Source organism: Prevotellamassilia timonensis (genome assembly GCF_900106785.1).
GTDB lineage: Bacteria > Bacteroidota > Bacteroidia > Bacteroidales > Bacteroidaceae > Alloprevotella > Alloprevotella timonensis.
In genome coordinates, this window is record NZ_LT629829.1 from 1 (window position 1) to 5,636 (window position 5,636).

5 protein-coding genes and 1 pseudogene are annotated in these 5,636 nt (G+C 38.5%); 2 read left to right on the forward strand and 4 right to left on the reverse strand.

Annotated features, from left to right (window positions below; genetic code table 11):
- Positions 1 to 126: 126 nt before the first annotated feature.
- On the reverse strand, positions 127 to 693 hold the full coding sequence (locus BQ5453_RS00005; protein ID WP_071121613.1) for a helix-turn-helix domain-containing protein: 567 nt from the start codon (positions 691 to 693) through the stop codon (positions 127 to 129).
- A 676-nt stretch (positions 694 to 1,369) separates the two neighbouring features.
- Here BQ5453_RS00005 and BQ5453_RS00015 point away from each other — a divergent pair.
- A complete protein-coding gene (locus BQ5453_RS00015; RefSeq protein ID WP_071121615.1) occupies positions 1,370 to 2,137 on the forward strand; it encodes a uracil-DNA glycosylase family protein in 768 nt (255 codons plus the stop codon).
- 217 nt (positions 2,138 to 2,354) lie between these two features.
- On the opposite strand, the gene BQ5453_RS00020 is transcribed toward BQ5453_RS00015, so the two are convergent.
- The 3 genes from BQ5453_RS00020 to BQ5453_RS14235 all read right to left on the reverse strand — a co-directional run bounded on the left by BQ5453_RS00020 (position 2,355) and on the right by BQ5453_RS14235 (position 4,195).
- Positions 2,355 to 2,909, reverse strand: coding sequence for a murein L,D-transpeptidase catalytic domain-containing protein (locus tag BQ5453_RS00020; protein ID WP_161942386.1), 555 nt, complete (start codon positions 2,907 to 2,909; stop codon positions 2,355 to 2,357).
- Positions 2,910 to 3,053: 144 nt separating this feature from the next.
- The gene (locus BQ5453_RS00025; protein WP_071121617.1) at positions 3,054 to 4,046 is read right to left on the reverse strand and encodes a hypothetical protein; all 993 of its coding nucleotides are present in this window, start codon (positions 4,044 to 4,046) and stop codon (positions 3,054 to 3,056) included.
- Between the two features lie 2 nt (positions 4,047 to 4,048).
- Positions 4,049 to 4,195: a hypothetical protein gene (locus BQ5453_RS14235; RefSeq protein ID WP_154668722.1), complete on the reverse strand. Its 147-nt coding sequence runs from the start codon at positions 4,193 to 4,195 to the stop codon at positions 4,049 to 4,051.
- Positions 4,196 to 5,516: 1,321 nt separating this feature from the next.
- Here BQ5453_RS14235 and BQ5453_RS14755 point away from each other — a divergent pair.
- Positions 5,517 to 5,636, forward strand: a pseudogene (locus BQ5453_RS14755) (IS982 family transposase); the annotation flags it as partial.

A 5,636-nucleotide genomic window follows, 5' to 3' on the forward strand; every position in this document is an offset into this window, starting at 1 on the left:
AAAGATCAAATGCTTTCGTGCACAAGTAAAAGGAGTCATAGACATACCATTCTTCATGTATCGTTTAGCAACAGTTTTGGGTTAGCATCTGCACGGCCTACTCCACAGGGTTTGTCGGGTGCGCCACTATTTGTTCTTTAGGTTCTTGATTTGCAGATTGTCTTTTCCCAATATGTCAAGGTATTCTTTCAGCTGTTGCGGGCTGGAAACGTTGATATTGAGGTTGATCCGGCAGTCTTCTTTACTGCGTCTTTCCTCTGGGGAAAGTAAATCGTACCAATTCATGTCCAAAGCCTTGCAAATGTTGTTGATTACATCAAATCTTGCCTTGGTTTTACCGGTCTCAATCTTTGAAATTACAGAGGCACTAATGCCCACTAAACCAGCTACATACTCTTGTGAAAAACCTTTCAATTCACGTTGCTTTCTTAGCATTGTTCCTATATTTTCCATAAATATAAAGTTAGTAGCTTCTAAGCGGCAATTATCTTTCCCAAACAAGCAAATTCTTGTCTCTTGGGCACAAAATATTTCCGTAGAAGCAAGTTCAACAAAAAATTCAGGGAAATAATATAAGAGACATAAAATCAACAGGAACAGTAGTGAATTGGCGTCAAAAAGTGCCATTAGCATCACTATAGGAGCTAATGGCACTAATTTACCTTCAACTATTTCCGAATAGGAGATAGTCAATAGGTAAGGCCTGTATAAACTATATTTTGAAAAGCATAAATGTCTCAAGAAAGCCTTTTCACAAACATCTACATGATTTCTTCGGCAAAGCCTTCCGAATAATACAGATATTGTATGGTTTCAAATGATTCGCCATAACCGGGAAATGACTGATATAAGTTTTTGGTAGTAAGATGTTGTTTGTGAATGTAGTCATTGGTGCAATGCCACACACAGTCTCCGTTAGTGCAAGGTGCAAGCCTATATATATAAATAGGCTCGCACCTTGCACTAAAAAGTGTAGCAGTGGAGTGGCTGAAAATATTTATTATAAAGCATTTGGCAATGTGTTCGTTTTTTAGTATCTTTGAACCGTGATAAAATGATGGCATAGGCATTCAAAAGGGTTTCAAAAAGCCTTCAGAAATGTGCTACAATTTTGCTACATTTGTTCTTTACCTTGATGTTATAACGCTGATATACAGAGAGAATAGGCTGACAAGTTCAGAAACCTCTCTCTCCGCCAAAATCAGCGTAACGAGTTGTAAAACAATAAGTTACGCTGATTTTTATTTATATACATCGGACAAGCTACGGACTTTTTTAAGAGCACTGCTGTGAATAATACTTGCACAAGTCGGCAATCTCAGCATTGCCAGAAGCACAGGGAAGCCGTCGAATTACAAATAGGACAGGTATGACAAATATCAGAATCAAAGAATGGGGGGAGAAATGGGTTGAACGTTTCAACGAACTTTCTGCAAAATATGAAGTTCCATATTACACCCAATCTCCATTGAACTTGGTCGGAGATAGGATCGACATAATGTTTGTCGGCATTAATCCCAAAGGAGGCAACAAAGGAGTTACAAACCGCACCTTGGATAATTTTCTTGCAGGTAATGAATGTTGGGGGCAAAGATTTTGCGGAGATAAGAATGTGTGGAAGTTTACGAATGGTGCAAGATTCTTTATGGGCTATGATGCCTCTAAACATGTAGACACGATAGACAATGATCATAAAGTGGTGTGGACTAATCTGACACCATTTCAATCAGACAAAGGTTTTACTGACTTGAAAGCCGAATTGCGAGACGAGGGAGTAAAATCTACGCTTGAACTCATCTCTATCTTAAAGCCTGAGAAAGTTGTATTTCTCGGTGGTAATGCCTTTGGCTTACTTGACAAATATGCTGATAATAACCTGAGACTACATTTTGAACATATAAAGGTTTTTGACAAACTCCCCTTGGAAATAGGACGGTTATACAACATACCTGCATATTATGTGAGTCACCCGTCTGGAAAATGGCCGGTAAGTCATTGCTTTATCTCAGTATTCGTTTTTCTTCGCGACCTTATTGATATTTATGATAATGACAAACCTACAAAGTCCTTAAAAACGGTTGCAGAAAACATGAGAAAGGAATTTGCACTATGGCATGACCGAATTGAAACAATGTAAACAGCGCATCATGTGAACGAGAGAAACTTATTTTGCAAGTTCTATTTGTTGGAGCAGAGCCGATGCTGCTTAGTATCAAATAATGATTAGCTACATAAAGTAAACTATTGCTATTTGGTAAAACGCCAAAGAAGAAATGTATCCTCCGCGAAGTCCTATTTTTAAGGGGCGATGGGAGGATACATTTCTTCTTTGGCGTTTTACCCGACAGCAATAATCACTTATATTTAGCATAAACCATCACAGGCCTTTGCTTTGATGCTCCACGATAGATCTCCATCACTTTAGCCACACAGTCCCGCGACACCGTGAAACAACCACGACTCTCTGAACCTATCGGGATATAGTCCCTTTCACCCGAAAATCTCGTCACCTTTCCTGCCGAATGAATCAAGATGCCACGTGGCTCGGCAAGATAGTTCGTTCTGTCAAGCCCCCTTAGGCGGACGCTATTCTTAAACTTGTAACCTTTTCCTACCATCACGTAACGTCCCAGGCTCGAGCACCCGCTGCCAAACTCATTGCTGAACTTTGGAGTGGCATCTGTGTTCCCCTTGCCACTGCCGTGCATACAATAGCTGCTCATCACGCGCTTGCCATGCTGCAAGTCGTATATGAAGAACCGCTTTTTGCCCGAAGGTATGGAGAAATCTACCAGGATATAATAATCTGTACTATACCCTTGTCTGTCGCAATAGTCCCTTACTTGAGAAAGGTCCTCACAATCCACCTTGTCATACCAAAGTTTGGCATCGATGTAATTATTATACAATGGTTTCGTGAACCTATTGTATATAGGTGGAACAAATGGAATGCAAGCTATTAGCAACAAGATCACTAACAACACTTTCAAAATTCGTTTCTTATTCATTGTCATCAACGAAAGAATATTTTGTATTTAAGTGAAAATACACCATTAATTGAAATGTCCTATCCATTGTCCATATTCGCAGTAGACTACCCGACTATTTTTGTCTATAGTAATGCATACGCCATAACTTTCTGATGTTGGATACTGACATTCATACATTCCATTGTCATTTTTCTTCCATTTTGGGGAAGCCTCAATCTGTTGGATAAAATCCTTTGAGATTTTTTTATCAAGCAACAGTACATATAGGCCATAACTTTCAGGTGGTCCAGATTGACAAGAGAAATCCACCAATTGATATGGTGGTAAAGATACTCCTGTTTTTTTACTAAGCACTTTACGATTGGCAAATTCCTCAAGTTCAAAGGCTGTGCCTCCGTCACTGGGATGTATTATAAATCCTTGCTTGGTGATTTCCATATCAAAAAGTGGTTCGTAGCTTACACTCTTAACAGGTGATTTCATATACTCACTATCCCAAGCCCTTCTGAAAGAAATACAAGTGTCACCTTTGTTGGTCCAGAACACATTATCTTTTGAATAGCATAAACTTTTCAGTTTATGAATGTATTCTTCCGACAGGGGTTTGTCAAAATCATAATAGATATAAGTACGATGTCCCTCCCACAGATCGTAGGTCACTACATTATTTCTGTAGGTGAATGCCGGAAAGTCATCGAGCCCGGTTATTGCAACGATGTCATCACGAGTCTTATATGGTATCTTATCTTCGCTTAAAGAAGAAGGGAAAAATTCGTCCTCGGCAATGTAGACGGTTGTATATGTTAACAACGCAACAGGCGATATAAACATCAACGGAATTCCAATCCACCAATATCTCATGCCATACCTCTTCATCTTACGAGGAAGCATCAACGAACATAACAACCAAGAGCCTGAACAGTCGGCAAATGTACGGAACTTCTTATTCTTCTTTCCAAGCCAATGGTAAAAAACCAAATGGTTTATGCCCTTTAGAATAAGAAGAGCAATCAAAATTGCCGGAATTGCTATAACGATAAACACTATTGTTTTCATATCTATAAAGAATTAGTGTTCGAAGGAACGTCATTCACTTTCTGTGCCACTTCCTTGGCTGTAGTCTGTACATGGTCGTCACCATCCTTTGCAAAACTTGCTGTGCTGGTTGCTACAACCATCATCAGCACAATCATTAACTTCTTCATCGTCTTTATTATTTTAGATTGTTTTATCTTATTGACAATGCAAAGGTAAAGTGACTATCCTGAAGCGAGAAACATTCTGGAGTTGCTTGTACAAGATGTATGGTTTATTGTATATCTTGTGCTTATCGTGTTCTTGTAACCAATATAGGCGCTATGCCGTGGTGAAGCCAATTCCAAACTCTACTCCAATAACTTTGATTACTTCATTTCCTTTTATTAAGCAAAGTTAAGATGGAATTTCTACATGGAATAATCATTACGTAAGACTTGTATGAAATGATAGATAAAATGTAGAAGAGGTAAGTTTCATCTGTTGAGCCAAGATATATGAAGACCTCAACTCCCTGCAAACTAAAAAGAATAAGTCCTGTAAATCTTTCGACTTACAGGACTCTGTTGCGGAGAGAGAGGGATTTTATACCACTCTACCATCTTCTGTAACTCGTTGATATTCAAGTGCCGTCTTTAGGCATTTTCGCTTGTTTTGCACGAAAAATGGCGCAGAACTGGCGCAAGACAAAACGTCTTAAAACACTGTGTATGAATGACTTTTGTTACGCGGTTTAACTATTTTAAGAAAACGATCGACTATATTTCCTACTCCACGCCTCAAATCTTTGAGGAGATTATGGTATTACGACACTCGCTTCTTACTTTTAAATAAGTCGGTTGCCATTGTTTTCTGTTTATCATCTCATTGCCTTTGTATTATGCTTATGAATTGCCATTATGAAAGGGGGGATAATACTACACCATGACCACTATCTTACCATTATTATTCAAATGCCTATAAGTCAAATATGACTCTGAAAGTTGTATCTTCATGTAGCAATATTGATTTTCAAGATGTTACATAACTTTTATAGGCATTGAAATATGTAGCCTACTTGTAGCGTCTTGTAGCACGATGTAGCGTTATATCCTATTATTGGTACAAAGTTAGTATAAAACAATTAGGATAAAGATAAACTCCTCGTGTTAAACACTAACTTTTTACCTTTGCTTGGTACTCTTCCTTGCTCATACCTCCTGTCTCTATCATTAAGTCAAGAACATCGCCAGTTCATCAAAAGCAATATCATGATGATATTCTTTAGTCGTTCCGTCTTTCTCACCATAGATGCGGTAGTAATCAGAGCCTCGACCTTGCAAGCGATAAGGCATAACAACGCGAGTTCGGGATAAGGATTGCGTAAAAAATTAGGGTAAAACGAGCCAAAATAGTTCGCTTTACCCTTTGCTAATTCATTGATTATTAGTAACTTTATAGTGAAACAAAAAACAAATTACTAATGATTAGCAAGGACAAAATTATTTCTGCATCGCAGACGACTTTTGCAAAGAACTTGAGAAAGAATTCGCAAAAAAAGTACTTCCAGATAGTGATAATGCGCCCAAAAGGCACCGCAAGCGTATGATGTCTGATGCAGAAGTCATCACT